The sequence below is a fragment of the Streptomyces scabichelini genome (assembly GCF_011045015.1).
In the GTDB taxonomy this organism is placed as follows: Bacteria; Actinomycetota; Actinomycetes; order Streptomycetales; family Streptomycetaceae; genus Streptomyces; species Streptomyces scabichelini.
This window is the reverse complement of record NZ_JAAKZY010000063.1, coordinates 1-13,186: the sequence shown is the minus strand read 5'-3', so window position 1 is coordinate 13,186 and position 13,186 is coordinate 1. Positions and strand designations below refer to the sequence as shown.

The following is a 13,186-nucleotide window of genomic DNA, read 5'->3' as shown; positions in this document are numbered from 1 at the left end:
GAAGATGGCTAAGCAGATCAAGGGCATCCTGGGCGAGAAGCTCGGCATGACGCAGGTGTGGGACGAGAACAACCGTGTTGTTCCCGTCACCGTCGTCAAGGCCGGACCGAACGTCGTGACCCAGGTCCGTAAGAACGACATCGATGGCTACGAGTCGGTGCAGATCGCCTTCGGCGAGATCGACCCGCGCAAGGTGAACAAGCCCCTCAAGGGCCACTTCGCCAAGGCCGACGTCACCCCCCGCCGCCACCTCGTCGAGATCCGGACTTCTGACGCGAGCGAGTACACGCTCGGCCAGGAGATCACCGCCGAGGTCTTCGAGTCCGGCGTCAAGGTCGACGTCACCGGCAAGAGCAAGGGCAAGGGCTTCGCCGGTGTCATGAAGCGCCACAACTTCGGTGGCCTCGGCGCCGGCCACGGTACCCAGCGCAAGCACCGCTCTCCCGGCTCCATCGGTGGCTGCGCCACCCCGGGCCGTGTGTTCAAGGGCCTCCGCATGGCGGGCCGTATGGGCAACGAGCGGGTCACCACCCAGAACCTGACCGTCCACGCCGTTGACGCGGAGAAGGGTCTGCTGCTCATCAAGGGCGCGGTTCCTGGTCCGAACGGCGGCCTCGTCCTGGTCCGTACCGCGGCCAAGGGGGCCTGAGGTAACCGATGAGCACCATTGACATCCTTTCGCCGGCAGGCGACAAGACCGGGACGGTCGAGCTCCCCGCGGAGATCTTCGCCGTCGAGAAGGTCAGCATTCCGCTGATCCACCAGGTCGTCGTCGCACAGCTGGCCGCTGCCCGTCAGGGCACGCACAAGACCAAGACACGCGGCGAGGTTCGCGGTGGCGGCAAGAAGCCGTACCGCCAGAAGGGCACCGGCCGCGCGCGCCAGGGCTCGACCCGCGCTCCGCAGTTCGCCGGTGGTGGCGTCGTGCACGGTCCCGTGCCGCGTGACTACTCGCAGCGGACCCCGAAGAAGATGAAGGCCGCGGCCCTGCGCCACGCCCTCACCGACCGGGCCCGCAACAACCGCATCCACGTCGTCACCGGCGTGGTCGAGAGCGAGATCTCCACCAAGGCCGCCAAGTCGCTGCTCGGCAAGATCTCGGAGCGCAAGAACGTGCTCCTGGTGATCGACCGCGCGGACGAGGCTTCGCTGCTGTCCGCCCGCAACCTGCCCCAGGTGCACATCCTGGAGCCGGGCCAGCTGAACACGTACGACGTTCTCGTCTCGGACGACGTGGTCTTCACCCAGGCCGCCTTCGAGTCCTTCGTGTCCGGCGCGCCCTCTGCGGAGCGGAACACCGACACTGAAGGGAGCGAGGTCTGATGGCTATCCGTCACCCCTCCATCGCCTCGAAGGCCGCGAAGAAGGCCAAGGAAGCGCGCGTCGCCAAGGCGCGTCGCCACGCCACCGAGGGCAAGAACACCGTCGAGACCCCGCTGAGCAAGTCGTACACGGACCCCCGTGACGTACTGATCAAGCCGGTCGTCTCCGAGAAGAGCTACGCGCTCCTCGACGAGAACAAGTACACGTTCGTCGTCGACCCGCGCGCCAACAAGACCCAGATCAAGGAGGCCGTCCAGGCGGTCTTCTCGGTCAAGGTCACCGGGGTCAACACGATCAACCGCCAGGGCAAGCGCAAGCGGACCCGCACTGGTTTCGGCAAGCGTGCCGACACCAAGCGCGCGATCGTGACCCTTGCAGAGGGCGACCGTATCGACATCTTCGGCCAGGCCTCCTAACGGAGTGCCCTGGTCCGATATCGGACGAGGACTGAGAAATGGGAATCCGCAAGTACAAGCCGACTACGCCGGGCCGCCGTGGCTCCAGCGTCGCCGACTTCGTCGAGGTCACGCGGTCCACGCCGGAGAAGTCGCTGGTCCGCCCGCTGCACAGCAAGGGCGGCCGTAACAATTCCGGTCGTGTGACCGTTCGCCACCAAGGTGGCGGACACAAGCGCGCCTACCGCGTCATCGACTTCCGTCGCCATGACAAGGACGGCGTGCCGGCGAAGGTCGCGCACATCGAGTACGACCCCAACCGCACCGCGCGCATCGCGCTGCTGCACTACGCGGACGGCGAGAAGCGCTACATCCTCGCCCCGCGCAACCTGCAGCAGGGCGACCGGGTGGAGAACGGTCCCGGGGCCGACATCAAGCCGGGCAACAACCTGGCGCTCCGCAACATCCCGGTCGGTACCACGATCCACGCGATCGAGCTCCGTCCGGGTGGCGGCGCCAAGTTCGCCCGCTCCGCCGGTGCCTCCGTGCAGCTTCTCGCGAAGGAGGGCCAGATGGCCCACCTCCGCATGCCGTCCGGTGAGATCCGCCTGGTCGACGTGCGCTGCCGCGCCACCGTCGGCGAGGTCGGCAACGCCGAGCAGAGCAACATCAACTGGGGCAAGGCCGGCCGCAAGCGCTGGCTGGGCGTCCGCCCGACCGTTCGCGGTGTGGCGATGAACCCGGTTGACCACCCGCACGGTGGTGGTGAGGGCAAGACCTCCGGTGGTCGCCACCCGGTCTCCCCGTGGGGTCAGAAGGAAGGTCGTACTCGTTCGCCGAAGAAGGCTTCGAACAAGTACATCGTCCGCCGCCGCAAGACGAACAAGAAGCGCTAGGAGCGGGTTTAGATGCCGCGCAGTCTCAAGAAGGGGCCCTTCGTCGACGACCACCTGATCAAGAAGGTGGACGTACAGAACGAATCCGGCTCCAAGAACGTCATCAAGACCTGGTCCCGCCGCTCGATGATCGTCCCGGCCATGCTGGGCCACACGATCGCGGTGCACAACGGCAAGACCCACATCCCGGTGTTCGTCACCGAGTCGATGGTCGGCCACAAGCTCGGCGAGTTCTCGCCGACGCGCACCTTCCGGGGTCACGTCAAGGACGACCGGAAGTCGAAGCGCCGCTAGGCGGGGTGGAATCGACTATGACTAACACCGAAGGGACAACCATGGAAGCCAGGGCCCAGGCGCGGTACATCCGCGTCACGCCCATGAAGGCCCGCCGCGTGGTGGACCTCATCCGTGGCATGGCCGCCACGGAGGCTCAGGCGGTCCTGCGTTTCGCCCCGCAGGCCGCGAGCGTGCCGGTCGGCAAGGTGCTGGACAGCGCCATCGCCAACGCCGCGCACAACTACGACCACACCGACGCCGACAGCCTTTTCATCTCCGAGGCGTACGTCGACGAGGGCCCGACCCTGAAGCGGTTCCGTCCGCGCGCCCAGGGCCGTGCCTACCGGATCCGCAAGCGGACCAGCCACATCACCGTGGTCGTCAGCAGCAAGGAAGGAACCCGGTAATGGGCCAGAAGGTAAACCCGCATGGGTTCCGGCTCGGTGTCACGACCGACTTCAAGTCGCGTTGGTACGCCGACAAGCTGTACAAGGACTACGTCAAGGAAGACGTCGCCATCCGTCGGATGATGACGTCCGGCATGGAGCGCGCCGGTATCTCGAAGGTGGAGATCGAGCGCACCCGTGACCGTGTGCGGGTGGACATCCACACCGCGCGTCCGGGCATCGTCATCGGCCGCCGTGGCGCCGAGGCCGACCGCATCCGCGGCGACCTCGAGAAGCTCACGGGCAAGCAGGTCCAGCTGAACATCCTCGAGGTCAAGAACCCCGAGACGGACGCTCAGCTGGTCGCGCAGGCCGTTGCCGAGCAGCTGTCCTCGCGTGTCTCCTTCCGCCGCGCCATGCGTAAGAGCATGCAGTCGGCGATGAAGGCGGGCGCCAAGGGCATCAAGATCCAGTGTGGTGGCCGTCTCGGCGGCGCCGAGATGTCCCGCTCGGAGTTCTACCGCGAGGGCCGCGTGCCCCTGCACACGCTCCGCGCGAACGTCGACTACGGCTTCTTCGAGGCCAAGACGACCTTCGGCCGCATCGGTGTGAAGGTCTGGATCTACAAGGGCGACGTCAAGAACATCGCCGAGGTCCGCGCCGAGAACGCTGCCGCCCGTGCGGGTAACCGCCCGGCCCGCGGTGGCGGCGCCGACCGCCCGGCCCGTGGTGGCCGTGGTGGCGAGCGTGGCGGTCGCGGCCGCAAGCCGCAGCAGTCCGCTCCGGCGGCTGCCGAGGCCCCCAAGGCCGAGGCTCCCGCCGCCGCGGCTGCCGAGCCCAGCGCTGCCGGAAAGGAGAGCTGACCGACATGCTGATCCCCCGTAGGGTCAAGCACCGTAAGCAGCACCACCCCAAGCGCAGTGGTATGGCCAAGGGTGGTACTGAGGTCGCGTTCGGCGAGTACGGCATCCAGGCGCTGACCCCGGCGTACGTGACGAACCGTCAGATCGAGGCTGCTCGTATCGCGATGACCCGCCACATCAAGCGTGGCGGCAAGGTCTGGATCAACATCTACCCGGACCGTCCCCTCACGAAGAAGCCCGCCGAGACCCGCATGGGTTCCGGTAAGGGCTCCCCGGAGTGGTGGATCGCGAACGTCAAGCCCGGTCGGGTGATGTTCGAGCTGTCCTACCCGAACGAGAAGATTGCGCGTGAGGCGCTTACCCGCGCTGCTCACAAGCTTCCGATGAAGTGCCGCATTGTGCGGCGCGAGGCAGGTGAAGCGTGATGTCGGCCGGTACCAAGGCGTCCGAGCTGCGCGAACTGGGCGACGAGGAGCTTCTTGCGAAGCTTCGCGAGGCCAAGGAAGAGCTGTTCAACCTCCGCTTCCAGGCGGCGACCGGTCAGCTCGAGAACCACGGCCGTCTGAAGGCGGTCCGTAAGGACATCGCGCGGATCTACACCCTGATGCGTGAGCGCGAGCTGGGCATCGAAACGGTGGAGAGCGCCTGATGAGCGAGAGCAACGTGACTGAAGAGACGAAGGCCGCGCGCGGCTTCCGCAAGACCCGTGAGGGTCTCGTCGTCAGCGACAAGATGGACAAGACCGTCGTCGTCGCCGTCGAGGACCGCGTCAAGCACGCGCTGTACGGCAAGGTCATCCGCCGTACGAACAAGCTCAAGGCGCACGACGAGCAGAACGCCGCGGGTATCGGTGACCGGGTCCTCCTCATGGAGACCCGTCCGCTCTCCGCGACGAAGCGCTGGCGCGTCGTCGAGATCCTCGAGAAGGCGAAGTAATCAAGCGGGGGTTCCGCCCCCGCTGACCCCCGCTGGGGGCTCCGCCCCCAGGCCCCCGGGCCGGGTGGGCGAAGGCCCCGGCAAGGGATCCGGCGCAGGCCCGGCACCGGGCTCCGCGAGTCACCTCGCGAAGCCCGACCGGCCCGCGACCGGACCCACGGGGCCACTGCCCCCGGGCCCTCGGGCCTGCGGGACAAAGGCCCCGCGGCCTCCGCGAAGGGCGCTGCTCCGGCCACCGGCCCGGATCGGCCCCGGCGCCAGGCCGGCCGACGGCTCGCGAGGCGACTCGCGGAGCCCGGCCGGACGGCCTGCGGCCGGACCGGCTGGGGCACTGCCCCAGGCCCCCCGGGGCCGAGCCCCAGCGAGGGTTTTCGCCTCCAGAGGCACAAGTAATTCCTGCGGGAGCAACCCGCAGGACGGTTCCGCCAGGCTCGCAGGTTGACCCGAAAGGTCACTGCGGGAACCGGCAGACGATCAGGAGATAGACGTGATCCAGCAGGAGTCGCGGCTGCGTGTCGCCGACAACACTGGTGCGAAGGAAATCCTTTGCATCCGTGTGCTCGGTGGCTCCGGTCGCCGCTACGCGGGCATCGGTGACGTCATCGTCGCCACCGTCAAGGACGCGATCCCCGGCGGCAACGTGAAGAAGGGTGACGTCATCAAGGCGGTCATCGTTCGCACCGTCAAGGAGCGCCGCCGTCCGGACGGCTCGTACATCCGCTTCGACGAGAACGCCGCCGTCATTCTGAAGAACGACGGCGACCCTCGCGGCACCCGTATCTTCGGCCCCGTGGGTCGTGAGCTGCGCGAGAAGAAGTTCATGAAGATCATCTCCCTCGCGCCGGAGGTGCTGTAAGCATGAAGATCAAGAAGGGCGACCTGGTCCAGGTCATCACCGGTAAGGACAAGGGCAAGCAGGGCAAGGTCATTGCCGCTTACCCGCGCGACGAGCGCGTCCTGGTCGAGGGTGTCAACCGGGTCAAGAAGCACACCAAGGCAGGTCCGACGGCTCGCGGTTCGCAGGCCGGCGGCATCGTCACCACCGAGGCGCCGATCCACGTCTCCAACGTCCAGCTGGTCGTGGAGAAGGACGGCAACAAGGTCGTGACCCGCGTCGGTTACCGCTTCGATGACGAAGGCAACAAGATCCGCGTTGCCAAGCGGACGGGTGAGGACATCTGATGACTACCACCACCGCCCCGCGTCTGAAGCAGAAGTACCGCGAGGAGATCGCGGGCAAGCTGCGTGACGAGTTCAAGTACGAGAACGTCATGCAGATCCCCGGCCTCGTCAAGATCGTGGTCAACATGGGTGTGGGCGACGCCGCCCGCGACTCCAAGCTGATCGAGGGCGCCATCCGCGACCTCACCACGATCACCGGTCAGAAGCCGGCCGTCACCAAGGCCCGCAAGTCCATCGCGCAGTTCAAGCTGCGCGAGGGCCAGCCGATCGGTGCCCACGTCACGCTCCGTGGCGACCGCATGTGGGAGTTCCTGGACCGCACCCTGTCGCTCGCGCTGCCGCGCATCCGCGACTTCCGTGGTCTGTCCCCCAAGCAGTTCGACGGCCGTGGCAACTACACCTTCGGTCTCACGGAGCAGGTCATGTTCCACGAGATCGACCAGGACAAGATCGACCGCGTCCGGGGTATGGACATCACCGTGGTCACCACGGCGACCAACGACGCTGAGGGCCGCGCGCTCCTCCGTCACCTCGGCTTCCCCTTCAAGGAGGCGTAAGCGAGATGGCGAAGAAGGCTCTGATTGCCAAGGCTGCTCGTAAGCCCAAGTTCGGTGTACGTGGCTACACGCGCTGCCAGCGCTGCGGCCGTCCGCACTCCGTGTACCGCAAGTTCGGCCTGTGCCGCGTGTGCCTTCGTGAGATGGCTCACCGTGGCGAGCTGCCGGGCGTGACCAAGAGCTCCTGGTAATCCCCTAAATAAGGGATTCTCAGGGCTCTCGGTAAGTAAAGGGCTCGGTCAGGTGCCCACCCCTCCATGGCTTAGGCTTGGGGGGTTGGGCGCCTGGACGCCCAAACGACTTACTACGCCGTAGGTCCACCGCGCCGCACCCGTCCCGTCTCGGATCGGGGAGAGGGATGGCGCACCAGGAAACCCCGGCGAGAGAGGCCGAAGGCCAATTCATGACCATGACTGATCCGATCGCAGACATGCTGACGCGTCTGCGTAACGCGAACTCGGCGTACCACGACTCCGTGGCGATGCCGCACAGCAAGATCAAGTCGCACATCGCGGAGATCCTCCAGCAGGAGGGCTTCATCACGGGCTGGAAGACCGAGGACGCCGAGGTCGGCAAGAACCTCGTCCTCGAGCTGAAGTTCGGCCCGAACCGTGAGCGCTCCATCGCGGGCATCAAGCGGATCTCCAAGCCCGGTCTCCGGGTGTACGCGAAGTCCACCAACCTGCCGAAGGTGCTCGGCGGCCTGGGCGTGGCGATCATCTCCACGTCCCACGGGCTCCTCACCGACAAGCAGGCCGGCAAGAAGGGCGTAGGCGGAGAAGTCCTCGCCTACGTCTGGTAGCGGAAGGGAACGGAGGAAACAGCTATGTCGCGCATTGGCAAGCTCCCCATCACGGTTCCCGCCGGCGTGGACGTCACCATCGATGGCCGTACGGTCCAGGTGAAGGGCCCCAAGGGCACCCTCTCCCACACCGTCGCGGCGCCGATCGAGATCGCTAAGGGCGAGGACGGCATTCTCAATGTCACCCGCCCGAACGACGAGCGTCAGAACAAGGCCCTGCACGGCCTGTCCCGCACGCTGGTGGCGAACATGATCACCGGCGTGACCACGGGTTACGTGAAGAAGCTCGAAATCAGCGGTGTCGGTTACCGAGTCCTGGCCAAGGGTTCCAACCTGGAGTTCTCGCTCGGCTACAGCCACCCGATCCTGGTCGAGGCCCCCGAGGGCATCACCTTCAAGGTCGAGAACCCGACGCGGTTCTCGGTCGAGGGCATCGACAAGCAGAAGGTCGGCGAGGTTGCGGCCAACATCCGCAAGCTGCGCAAGCCCGACCCGTACAAGGCCAAGGGTGTCAAGTACGAGGGCGAAGTCATCCGCCGCAAGGTCGGAAAGGCGGGTAAGTAAGCCATGGCATACGGGCAGAAGATCGCCAAGGGCGACGCCTACAAGCGCGCTGCCATCAAGCGGCGTCACATCCGGATCCGTAAGAAGGTCTCGGGTACGGCTGAGCGTCCCCGCCTGGTCGTGACGCGCTCGAACCGCCACATCGTGGCCCAGGTGATCGACGACCTCAAGGGTCACACCCTTGCGTCGGCGTCCACCCTGGACACCTCGATCCGCGGCAACGAGGGCGACAAGTCCGCGCAGGCCAAGCAGGTCGGCGCCCTGGTCGCCGAGCGCGCCAAGGCCGCGGGCGTCGAGGTCGTCGTGTTCGACCGTGGTGGCAACCAGTACGCCGGGCGCATCGCCGCCCTGGCGGACGCCGCCCGCGAGGCCGGACTCAAGTTCTGAGTCGGTTCCGTAGCTAGCGGAAACAGAGAGAGGTAATTCCAATGGCTGGACCCCAGCGCCGCGGAAGCGGTGCCGGTGGCGGCGAGCGGCGGGACCGGAAGGGCCGTGACGGCGGCGCTGCTGCCGCCGAGAAGACCGCGTACGTTGAGCGCGTCGTCGCGATCAACCGCGTCGCCAAGGTAGTCAAGGGTGGTCGTCGCTTCAGCTTCACCGCGCTGGTCGTGGTGGGCGACGGTGACGGCACCGTGGGTGTCGGATACGGCAAGGCCAAGGAGGTGCCGGCCGCCATCGCCAAGGGTGTTGAGGAGGCCAAGAAGCACTTCTTCAAGGTCCCGCGTATCCAGGGCACCATCCCGCACCCGATCACGGGTGAGAAGGCGGCGGGCGTCGTCCTGCTCAAGCCGGCGTCCCCCGGTACCGGCGTTATCGCCGGTGGCCCGGTGCGTGCCGTGCTCGAGTGCGCCGGCGTTCACGACATCCTGTCGAAGTCGCTCGGCTCGTCGAACGCGATCAACATCGTGCACGCGACCGTGGAGGCCCTGAAGGGTCTGCAGCGTCCCGAGGAGATCGCGGCCCGCCGCGGTCTGCCCCTCGAGGACGTCGCTCCCGCGGCTCTGCTGCGTGCGCGTGCCGGGGCTGGTGCGTCGTAATGGCTCAGCTCAAGATCACGCAGACGAAGTCGTACATCGGCAGCAAGCAGAACCACCGTGACACCCTGCGTTCGCTTGGTCTGAAGAGGATCAACGACGTGGTCGTCAAGGAGGACCGCCCCGAGTTCCGCGGCATGGTGCACACCGTCCGCCACCTCGTGACGGTCGAGGAGGTCGACTGATCATGGCGGAGCAGAACCCGCTCAAGATCCACAACCTCCGTCCTGCCCCGGGCGCCAAGACCGCCAAGACCCGTGTCGGTCGTGGTGAGGCCTCGAAGGGTAAGACGGCCGGTCGTGGCACCAAGGGCACGAAGGCCCGCTACCAGGTTCCGGAGCGCTTCGAGGGTGGGCAGATGCCCCTCCACATGCGGCTCCCGAAGCTGAAGGGCTTCAAGAACCCGTTCAAGACCGAGTACCAGGTCGTGAACCTCGACAAGCTGGCCGCGCTCTACCCCGAGGGCGGCGAAGTCACGGTGGCCGATCTGGTCGCCAAGGGCGCCGTTCGCAAGAACAGCCTTGTCAAGGTCCTCGGCCAGGGCGAGATCTCCGTTGCGCTGCAGGTGACGGTCGACGCCGTCTCCGGCTCCGCCAAGGAGAAGATCACCGCCGCCGGCGGCACCGTCACCGAGCTCGTCTGAACACCACAGGCGCCTCGATGACTTGAGCGCACCCGACCGGGGATGCCCCACAAATGGGGCATCCCCGGTCGGTCGTTCCAAGGAAAGCTGTGTCGCCGGTATGGTGGCCAGCACTGCTCATTTTCGCCTGGTGTGCCCAGTGGGAACTTCAGGCGGCTTTTGACTGTTAGTTAGCTGTCCGTTACTCGTCGAACCTCAAGACCGTCACCTCTGACGCAGTTGCGCGGGGGTCGCAGGAGGCACCGTGCTCACCGCGTTCGCCCGGGCGTTCAAGACGCCCGACCTGCGCAAGAAGCTGCTCTTCACGCTCGGCATCATCGTGATCTACCGGGTCGGTACGCACATCCCGATCCCGGGCGTGGACTACGGGAACGTCCAGACCTGTATCGACAACGCGAATGCGAACCAGGGCCTGTTCGGCCTGGTCAACATGTTCAGTGGTGGCGCGCTGCTGCAGATCACGATCTTCGCGCTCGGCATCATGCCGTACATCACGGCGAGCATCATTCTGCAGCTGCTGACCGTGGTGATCCCGCGCCTGGAAGCCCTGAAGAAGGAGGGCCAGTCCGGTACGGCGAAGATCACGCAGTACACCCGTTACCTCACGGTGGCGCTGGCCATCCTCCAGGGCACCGGCCTGGTGGCCACCGCCCGTACGGGTGCGCTGTTCCAGGGCTGCCCCGTCGCCACCGAGATCGTGCCCGACCAGTCGGTCTTCGTGACGATCACGATGGTCATCACCATGACCGCCGGTACGGCCACCGTCATGTGGCTCGGTGAGCTCATCACCGACCGCGGCATCGGCAACGGCATGTCGATCCTGATGTTCATCTCGATCGCCGCCACCTTCCCGTCCGCGCTGTGGGCCATCAAGACGCAGGGCGACCTCGCGGGCGGCTGGATCGAGTTCGGCACCGTGATCGCGGTCGGCCTGGTCATGGTCGGCCTGGTCGTCTTCGTCGAGCAGGCTCAGCGCCGCATCCCGGTCCAGTACGCGAAGCGGATGATCGGCCGCCGGTCCTACGGCGGTACGTCGACCTACATCCCGCTGAAGGTCAACCAGGCGGGCATCATCCCTGTGATCTTTGCCTCGTCGCTGCTGTATATCCCGGCACTGATCGCACAGTTCTCCGGTGGGAACTCCGGATGGAAGACCTGGATCGAGCAGAATCTCACCAAGGGTGACCATCCGATTTACATCACCACGTACTTCGTACTGATCGTGTTCTTCGCCTTCTTCTACGTGGCCATCTCGTTCAACCCCGAGGAAGTCGCGGACAACATGAAGAAGTATGGTGGCTTCATCCCGGGCATCCGGGCTGGCCGGCCAACCGCTGAGTACCTGGGATACGTACTCAACCGGATCACCTGGCCGGGTTCGCTGTACCTGGGGCTCATCGCTCTCGTACCGACGATGGCGTTGGTTGGTTTCGGGGCAAACCAGAACTTCCCGTTCGGTGGCACCAGCATCCTCATCATCGTGGGTGTCGGTCTGGAGACCGTGAAGCAGATTGAGAGCCAGCTCCAGCAGCGCAATTACGAAGGGTTCCTCCGCTGATGCGAATCGTCCTCGTTGGGCCGCCTGGTGCAGGCAAGGGAACGCAGGCCGCGTTTCTCGCCAAGAACCTGTCGATCCCGCACATCTCAACGGGCGACCTCTTCCGCTCCAACATCAATCAGCAGACGGAGCTCGGGAAACTCGCCAAGTCCTTCATGGACGCGGGGAACCTGGTACCGGACGAGGTCACCATCGGGATGGCGCGGGACCGCATGGAGCAGCCCGACGCCGTGAACGGCTTCCTGCTCGACGGCTTTCCGCGCAACGTCTCGCAGGCCGAGGCGCTGGACCAGGCGCTGAAGGCCGACGGGGTGGAGCTGGACGCGGTGCTGGACCTGGAGGTCCCCGAGGACGAGGTGGTCAAGCGCATCGCCGGCCGCCGCATCTGCCGCAGGGACTCGAGCCACGTCTTCCACGTGGTGTACAGCCCGCCGAAGAAGGAAGGCGTCTGTGACGTCTGCGGCGGTGAGCTGTACCAGCGGGACGACGACTCCGAGGAGACCGTCCGCAGGAGGCTCGAGGTCTACCACACGCAGACGGAGCCGATCATCGACTACTACCGGGCGCAGGGCCTGGTCGTGACGATCTCGGCGCTCGGCAAGGTGGACGAGGTCACCAAGCGGGCGATGGACGCGCTCAAGCGTGAGGACGATCAGGCCTCTGTGGGCGACGCGAGCGCGTAGTCGTCCTGCTCGTCCTGCTTGTTCGGCCGCGGTGCCCGTGAGGGTGCCGCGGCCCCTTTTTGCGGCTGAACCGCCGCCGCTCTCGCGGACGTGGTGATTCGCCGCTGTGGTTGCTCAATTGACGGTTGCGGCAGACTTGAGCCAAGACGTTGTACGGGAAGCGGAGAGGCGACAGCCCCATGGTGCAGATCAAGACCCCCGAGCAGATCGCCAAGATGCGTGAGGCGGGCCTTGTCGTCGCCGCCATCCACAAGGCGACGCGTGAAGCGGCGGTGCCCGGGGCCACGACCAGGGATCTGGACGAGGTCGCCCGCAAGGTGCTGGACGAGCACGGGGCGAAGTCGAACTTCCTGGGGTACGGGGGCTTTCCCGCGACGATCTGCACCTCCGCGAACGAGGTCGTCGTCCATGGCATCCCGAGCGACGACGTCGTCCTCAAGGACGGCGACATCATCTCCATCGACGCGGGCGCGATCGTGGACGGGTGGCACGGGGACGCGGCCTACACGGCGTTCGTGGGGAGCGGTCATGCTCCGGAGCTCGTCGAGCTCTCGCGGGTGACCGAGGAGTCGATGTGGGCGGGGATCGCGGCGATGAAGGCGGGCAATCGGCTCGTCGATGTCTCGCGTGCGATCGAGACGTACATCCGGCGGCAGCCCAAGCCTGGCGGCGGCCGGTACGGGATCATCGAGGACTACGGCGGTCATGGCATCGGTACGGAGATGCACATGGATCCGCATCTGCTGAACTACGTCGAGCGGCGGCGGGGGAAGGGGCCGAAGCTGGTGCCCGGCTTCTGCCTCGCCATCGAGCCGATGGTGTCCTTGGGGACGGCGAAGACCGAGGTTCTCTCTGACGACTGGACCGTCATCACGACCGATGGCACGTGGTCGTCCCACTGGGAGCACTCGGTGGCCTTGACGGAGGGGGGGCCGCTGGTGCTTACGGCTCCTGACGGGGGTAAGGCGAAGTTGGCCGAGTACGGGATCGTGGCCGCGCCGGATCCGTTGGGGTGACGGGCGTTTCTTTTCCCCAAGCCCGCCCCTTCCCGAAACTGGGGGCTGCGCCCCCAGTTTCGGGAAGGGGCG

At 66.2% G+C, this 13,186-nt stretch carries 23 protein-coding genes; all 23 read left to right on the top strand.

Annotated elements, in window-relative coordinates:
- Window positions 1–4: 4 nt before the first annotated feature.
- The 23 genes from rplC (at window position 5) to map (ending at window position 13,114) form a co-directional block, all read left to right on the top strand.
- The gene (rplC, locus tag G5C60_RS20905; RefSeq protein WP_165261524.1) at window positions 5–649 is read left to right on the top strand and encodes a 50S ribosomal protein L3; all 645 of its coding nucleotides are present in this window, start codon (window positions 5–7) and stop codon (window positions 647–649) included.
- 8 nt (window positions 650–657) lie between these two features.
- Complete coding sequence (rplD, locus tag G5C60_RS20900; protein ID WP_165261522.1) at window positions 658–1,323, top strand: 50S ribosomal protein L4; 666 nt, start codon at window positions 658–660, stop codon at window positions 1,321–1,323.
- Window positions 1,323–1,739 carry a 50S ribosomal protein L23 gene (gene rplW / locus G5C60_RS20895; protein ID WP_165261520.1) on the top strand — a complete coding sequence of 139 codons (417 nt, stop codon included), beginning with the start codon at window positions 1,323–1,325 and terminating at the stop codon, window positions 1,737–1,739. Before rplD ends, rplW begins: the two co-directional genes overlap by 1 nt.
- A gap of 38 nt (window positions 1,740–1,777) precedes the next feature.
- On the top strand, window positions 1,778–2,614 hold the full coding sequence (gene rplB, locus G5C60_RS20890; protein ID WP_030046376.1) for a 50S ribosomal protein L2: 837 nt from the start codon (window positions 1,778–1,780) through the stop codon (window positions 2,612–2,614).
- Window positions 2,615–2,626: 12 nt separating this feature from the next.
- Window positions 2,627–2,908 carry a 30S ribosomal protein S19 gene (gene rpsS / locus G5C60_RS20885; RefSeq protein WP_165261518.1) on the top strand — a complete coding sequence of 94 codons (282 nt, stop codon included), beginning with the start codon at window positions 2,627–2,629 and terminating at the stop codon, window positions 2,906–2,908.
- Between the two features lie 41 nt (window positions 2,909–2,949).
- Window positions 2,950–3,297, top strand: a complete 348-nt coding sequence (gene rplV / locus G5C60_RS20880) for a 50S ribosomal protein L22 (RefSeq protein ID WP_165261516.1) — start codon at window positions 2,950–2,952, stop codon at window positions 3,295–3,297.
- A complete protein-coding gene (gene rpsC, locus G5C60_RS20875) occupies window positions 3,297–4,139 on the top strand; it encodes a 30S ribosomal protein S3 (protein ID WP_165261514.1) in 843 nt (280 codons plus the stop codon). The genes rplV and rpsC overlap by 1 nt, the downstream gene beginning before the upstream one ends.
- Before the next feature lie 5 nt (window positions 4,140–4,144).
- Window positions 4,145–4,564: a 50S ribosomal protein L16 gene (gene rplP / locus G5C60_RS20870; RefSeq protein ID WP_165261512.1), complete on the top strand. Its 420-nt coding sequence runs from the start codon at window positions 4,145–4,147 to the stop codon at window positions 4,562–4,564.
- A complete protein-coding gene (rpmC, locus tag G5C60_RS20865; protein WP_003998824.1) occupies window positions 4,564–4,788 on the top strand; it encodes a 50S ribosomal protein L29 in 225 nt (74 codons plus the stop codon). The genes rplP and rpmC overlap by 1 nt, the downstream gene beginning before the upstream one ends.
- A complete protein-coding gene (rpsQ, locus tag G5C60_RS20860) occupies window positions 4,788–5,075 on the top strand; it encodes a 30S ribosomal protein S17 (protein WP_165261510.1) in 288 nt (95 codons plus the stop codon). The genes rpmC and rpsQ overlap by 1 nt, the downstream gene beginning before the upstream one ends.
- A 487-nt stretch (window positions 5,076–5,562) precedes the next feature.
- Window positions 5,563–5,931: a 50S ribosomal protein L14 gene (gene rplN, locus G5C60_RS20855; RefSeq protein ID WP_003992364.1), complete on the top strand. Its 369-nt coding sequence runs from the start codon at window positions 5,563–5,565 to the stop codon at window positions 5,929–5,931.
- A 2-nt stretch (window positions 5,932–5,933) separates the two neighbouring features.
- Window positions 5,934–6,257: a 50S ribosomal protein L24 gene (rplX, locus tag G5C60_RS20850; protein ID WP_053674523.1), complete on the top strand. Its 324-nt coding sequence runs from the start codon at window positions 5,934–5,936 to the stop codon at window positions 6,255–6,257.
- Window positions 6,257–6,814: a 50S ribosomal protein L5 gene (gene rplE, locus G5C60_RS20845; protein WP_165261508.1), complete on the top strand. Its 558-nt coding sequence runs from the start codon at window positions 6,257–6,259 to the stop codon at window positions 6,812–6,814. Before rplX ends, rplE begins: the two co-directional genes overlap by 1 nt.
- Before the next feature lie 5 nt (window positions 6,815–6,819).
- Window positions 6,820–7,005: a type Z 30S ribosomal protein S14 gene (locus G5C60_RS20840; RefSeq protein ID WP_003948630.1), complete on the top strand. Its 186-nt coding sequence runs from the start codon at window positions 6,820–6,822 to the stop codon at window positions 7,003–7,005.
- Between the two features lie 212 nt (window positions 7,006–7,217).
- The gene (gene rpsH / locus G5C60_RS20835) at window positions 7,218–7,616 is read left to right on the top strand and encodes a 30S ribosomal protein S8 (RefSeq protein ID WP_030831671.1); all 399 of its coding nucleotides are present in this window, start codon (window positions 7,218–7,220) and stop codon (window positions 7,614–7,616) included.
- Between the two features lie 24 nt (window positions 7,617–7,640).
- Window positions 7,641–8,180 (top strand): 50S ribosomal protein L6, encoded by a 540-nt coding sequence (gene rplF / locus G5C60_RS20830; protein WP_165261506.1) that lies wholly within the window; start codon window positions 7,641–7,643, stop codon window positions 8,178–8,180.
- Between the two features lie 3 nt (window positions 8,181–8,183).
- Window positions 8,184–8,567: a 50S ribosomal protein L18 gene (gene rplR, locus G5C60_RS20825; RefSeq protein ID WP_165261504.1), complete on the top strand. Its 384-nt coding sequence runs from the start codon at window positions 8,184–8,186 to the stop codon at window positions 8,565–8,567.
- A 41-nt stretch (window positions 8,568–8,608) separates the two neighbouring features.
- Window positions 8,609–9,217 (top strand): 30S ribosomal protein S5, encoded by a 609-nt coding sequence (gene rpsE / locus G5C60_RS20820; RefSeq protein WP_165261502.1) that lies wholly within the window; start codon window positions 8,609–8,611, stop codon window positions 9,215–9,217.
- Window positions 9,217–9,399, top strand: a complete 183-nt coding sequence (gene rpmD / locus G5C60_RS20815) for a 50S ribosomal protein L30 (protein WP_033319647.1) — start codon at window positions 9,217–9,219, stop codon at window positions 9,397–9,399. The genes rpsE and rpmD overlap by 1 nt, the downstream gene beginning before the upstream one ends.
- A gap of 2 nt (window positions 9,400–9,401) precedes the next feature.
- Window positions 9,402–9,857, top strand: a complete 456-nt coding sequence (gene rplO, locus G5C60_RS20810; RefSeq protein WP_055493178.1) for a 50S ribosomal protein L15 — start codon at window positions 9,402–9,404, stop codon at window positions 9,855–9,857.
- 244 nt (window positions 9,858–10,101) lie between these two features.
- The gene (gene secY / locus G5C60_RS20805; RefSeq protein ID WP_165261500.1) at window positions 10,102–11,415 is read left to right on the top strand and encodes a preprotein translocase subunit SecY; all 1,314 of its coding nucleotides are present in this window, start codon (window positions 10,102–10,104) and stop codon (window positions 11,413–11,415) included.
- Window positions 11,415–12,098: an adenylate kinase gene (locus G5C60_RS20800; protein ID WP_165261498.1), complete on the top strand. Its 684-nt coding sequence runs from the start codon at window positions 11,415–11,417 to the stop codon at window positions 12,096–12,098. The genes secY and G5C60_RS20800 overlap by 1 nt, the downstream gene beginning before the upstream one ends.
- A gap of 179 nt (window positions 12,099–12,277) precedes the next feature.
- Complete coding sequence (gene map / locus G5C60_RS20795) at window positions 12,278–13,114, top strand: type I methionyl aminopeptidase (protein WP_165261496.1); 837 nt, start codon at window positions 12,278–12,280, stop codon at window positions 13,112–13,114.
- The last annotated feature ends 72 nt before the right edge of the window (window positions 13,115–13,186 follow it).

Excerpts from the sequence above, each read along its gene's own strand:
- G5C60_RS20800 (WP_165261498.1), top strand. The coding sequence starts at position 11,415 with ATGCGAATCGTCCTCGTTGGGCCGCCTGGTGCAGGCAAGGGAACGCAG.
- G5C60_RS20840 (WP_003948630.1), top strand. The coding sequence starts at position 6,820 with ATGGCGAAGAAGGCTCTGATTGCCAAGGCTGCTCGTAAGCCCAAGTTC.
- rpsC (WP_165261514.1), top strand. The coding sequence starts at position 3,297 with ATGGGCCAGAAGGTAAACCCGCATGGGTTCCGGCTCGGTGTCACGACC.
- rplR (WP_165261504.1), top strand. The coding sequence starts at position 8,184 with ATGGCATACGGGCAGAAGATCGCCAAGGGCGACGCCTACAAGCGCGCT.
- rpsS (WP_165261518.1), top strand. The coding sequence starts at position 2,627 with ATGCCGCGCAGTCTCAAGAAGGGGCCCTTCGTCGACGACCACCTGATC.
- rplP (WP_165261512.1), top strand. The coding sequence starts at position 4,145 with ATGCTGATCCCCCGTAGGGTCAAGCACCGTAAGCAGCACCACCCCAAG.
- rplC (WP_165261524.1), top strand. The coding sequence starts at position 5 with ATGGCTAAGCAGATCAAGGGCATCCTGGGCGAGAAGCTCGGCATGACG.
- rplW (WP_165261520.1), top strand. The coding sequence starts at position 1,323 with ATGGCTATCCGTCACCCCTCCATCGCCTCGAAGGCCGCGAAGAAGGCC.
- rpmC (WP_003998824.1), top strand. The coding sequence starts at position 4,564 with ATGTCGGCCGGTACCAAGGCGTCCGAGCTGCGCGAACTGGGCGACGAG.
- rpsQ (WP_165261510.1), top strand. The coding sequence starts at position 4,788 with ATGAGCGAGAGCAACGTGACTGAAGAGACGAAGGCCGCGCGCGGCTTC.
- rpmD (WP_033319647.1), top strand. The coding sequence starts at position 9,217 with ATGGCTCAGCTCAAGATCACGCAGACGAAGTCGTACATCGGCAGCAAG.
- rplB (WP_030046376.1), top strand. The coding sequence starts at position 1,778 with ATGGGAATCCGCAAGTACAAGCCGACTACGCCGGGCCGCCGTGGCTCC.
- rplE (WP_165261508.1), top strand. The coding sequence starts at position 6,257 with ATGACTACCACCACCGCCCCGCGTCTGAAGCAGAAGTACCGCGAGGAG.
- rplD (WP_165261522.1), top strand. The coding sequence starts at position 658 with ATGAGCACCATTGACATCCTTTCGCCGGCAGGCGACAAGACCGGGACG.
- rpsH (WP_030831671.1), top strand. The coding sequence starts at position 7,218 with ATGACCATGACTGATCCGATCGCAGACATGCTGACGCGTCTGCGTAAC.
- rplF (WP_165261506.1), top strand. The coding sequence starts at position 7,641 with ATGTCGCGCATTGGCAAGCTCCCCATCACGGTTCCCGCCGGCGTGGAC.
- rplV (WP_165261516.1), top strand. The coding sequence starts at position 2,950 with ATGGAAGCCAGGGCCCAGGCGCGGTACATCCGCGTCACGCCCATGAAG.
- map (WP_165261496.1), top strand. The coding sequence starts at position 12,278 with ATGGTGCAGATCAAGACCCCCGAGCAGATCGCCAAGATGCGTGAGGCG.
- rpsE (WP_165261502.1), top strand. The coding sequence starts at position 8,609 with ATGGCTGGACCCCAGCGCCGCGGAAGCGGTGCCGGTGGCGGCGAGCGG.
- rplX (WP_053674523.1), top strand. The coding sequence starts at position 5,934 with ATGAAGATCAAGAAGGGCGACCTGGTCCAGGTCATCACCGGTAAGGAC.
- rplO (WP_055493178.1), top strand. The coding sequence starts at position 9,402 with ATGGCGGAGCAGAACCCGCTCAAGATCCACAACCTCCGTCCTGCCCCG.